Origin of the sequence: Photobacterium sp. BZF1, assembly GCF_014349205.1 — a bacterium.
Taxonomy (GTDB): Bacteria; Pseudomonadota; Gammaproteobacteria; order Enterobacterales; family Vibrionaceae; genus Photobacterium.
On the sequence record NZ_JACSOF010000299.1, the window covers coordinates 1 to 1,565 of the forward strand.

A 1,565-nucleotide genomic window follows, 5' to 3' on the forward strand; every position below is an offset into this window, starting at 1 on the left:
TGTAGCCACAAAGCTAAAGTGTCTCTTTTCTACAAAGTGAAAATGTCCTGTTTTTCCTATGTTGATCAGACCCTGTCTGGTCTGTGTGAGATGAACTGAAGATGTTGGTAACCATGAATGATAAAGAGATTTTACGCCTGAGTGCTATCCGTGATGTGTGTGAACACCGTATTCGACGTTCCGATGCAGCACGTATCCTTTCCCTCAGTGTTCGTCAGGTACAACGTTTAGTGACACGCTTTCGTGAGTCCGGTGCTGCAGGCCTTGTCCATCAGCGCCGGGGCAAACCGTCTTCGAATAAAATCAACGATAGCGTCCGTTACCGTTGTTTGAGTCTGATCAATCAAAAATATCCTGACTTTGGCCCAACGCTAGCCCACGAAAAACTCACCGAGCGTCACGACATTTCAATTTCATTGGAGACGCTACGCCAATGGATGATCGCCGATGGTCTCTGGGTTCCTCATGCCAAACGTAAGCCGCGAGTTTACCAACCTCGTCATCGGCGTGATTGTCTGGGTGAGCTGGTTCAAATTGACGGCTCCCACCATGACTGGTTCGAAGGTCGCAGCCCCAAATGCTGTTTGTTGGTATACATCGATGATGCCACTGGCCGCTTGATGAACCTGCGCTTCAGTGAAACTGAATCAGCTTTCGACTACATGGTGGCTACCCGCGAATACCTTGAACAGCACGGTAAACCCACTGCATTCTACAGTGATCGGCATGCGGTTTTCCATGTCAGCAAGCGTGATGCCCACACTGAACGACTCACCCAGTTTGGTCGTGTACTGAATGATCTCAATATCGAATTGATCTGTGCCAACAGCTCGCAAGCCAAGGGCCGCGTTGAGCGCGCGAACAAAACGTTACAGGATCGCTTGGTCAAGGAAATGCGCCTACAAGGCATTGATACGATTGAACAAGCCAACGTATGGCTCCCCGACTTCATTGCGGATTTCAACCGCCGCTTTGCCAAGCCTCCGAGGTTTCCGAAAGATACGCATCGGCCTTTGCGGGAAACAACTGATGAACTCAATGATATCTTTGCCTGGCAAGAACTGCGTAAGCTCTCCAAATCACTGACCTTTCAATATGACAAGGTTGTTTATCTCATTGATCCAACCGAAGAAAACAAAGGGCTTGTCAACCAGGTGGTCAAGTTGCTCGACCGGCCTGACGGCACCATAGCCATTCAATACGGCCACCGGAAGCTGGCCTTCAGGGTCTTCGATAAGTTGGCAGATGTAGACCAGGGCAAAGTCGTCGATAACAAACGCCTGGGCGCCGTCCTCAAATTTGCCCAAACCAAACAGCAGGAATTCGAGCAGCAACAGAAACGCACCCGCAGCAAGAAAGCCCCGAAACGCACGGCCCAGAAGCGGGCTATCAGGCAATTGGAGGCCATCAACCCGGTACTCATTCACCCGGAACAATTCAAAGCCAGCAGCAGGAGGAAGCCATGACGTCCCTACTCCACAGCCACTCAATCGCAGGATGAACTACCTTGGAAAGAGACACTTTAATCTGGGAAAGCAGGCTGACAATTTAAAATGGGATAAACA

General features: G+C 50.1%; 1 protein-coding gene. It reads left to right on the plus strand.

Going from position 1 to position 1,565, the window contains the following annotated elements; genetic code table 11:
• Positions 1-113 precede the first annotated feature (113 nt).
• Complete coding sequence (locus tag BIZ37_RS30115) at positions 114-1,466, plus strand: ISNCY family transposase (protein WP_187464669.1); 1,353 nt, start codon at positions 114-116, stop codon at positions 1,464-1,466.
• Positions 1,467-1,565 lie beyond the last annotated feature (99 nt).